The sequence below is a fragment of the Pseudoalteromonas sp. SG41-5 genome, from assembly GCF_014164495.1.
Classification (GTDB): Bacteria; Pseudomonadota; Gammaproteobacteria; order Enterobacterales; family Alteromonadaceae; genus Pseudoalteromonas; species Pseudoalteromonas rhizosphaerae.
The window spans coordinates 1-550 of sequence record NZ_JACJFH010000278.1 but is presented as its reverse complement, the minus strand read 5'-3'; the positions used below and the strand labels follow the sequence as shown (position 1 = coordinate 550).

General features: G+C 40.4%; 1 protein-coding gene. It reads right to left on the bottom strand.

Features of this window, described 5'->3' with window-relative positions; genetic code table 11:
- Nucleotides 1-210, bottom strand: a 210-nt coding sequence (locus tag H5232_RS24045) for a hypothetical protein (protein WP_220496133.1), incomplete at its 3' end; no start/stop codon positions are given.
- Between the last annotated feature and the right edge of the window lie 340 nt (nt 211-550).

The window sequence follows — 550 nt, the reverse complement described above, 5'->3', positions numbered from 1 at the left end:
GGGGTACACCGTGGCTTCTAGTTTGAGTTCTATCTGGTCGCCTGGCTGCAAACCAAATTCAGTCAAGAATGCATTGTAATTTATTTCTGCTTGCCACCCTGTTCGTGCAGGCTGAAGCATCCATATCGCATCTACTAATATGGGGGAATTAAGGGGGATTTGTTTAAATACTCTGTGCTTTGTGTAACGTGACATTCTACGTTGTATCATTTCTGCATACTTTTTAGCTGCTTCAATATTATAACCACGAGAGAAATTTAAGATGACACCCATCTTAACTATTCAAACTGAATGTCGTTTTTATTGTTCAATTTGCGCGGCGTAAAGCCGCGCCTACGCAAATTTAAATGGCTGTTTTCTTCACCGTTTATTATGTCGCCATGTTAGCCAGCAACGTGCCAATAAACCTAGACAGCATTTATGCTGCCTAGGTTTGAATTCCTTTTCTGATTGTTAAAGAGCAATAACTTTTAAACACCCGCAATAATTTGCATTGCAAGGGTTTTCATCAGTCGTTTCCAATACGGTGTGTTGTCTGGTTTGTTTAGGC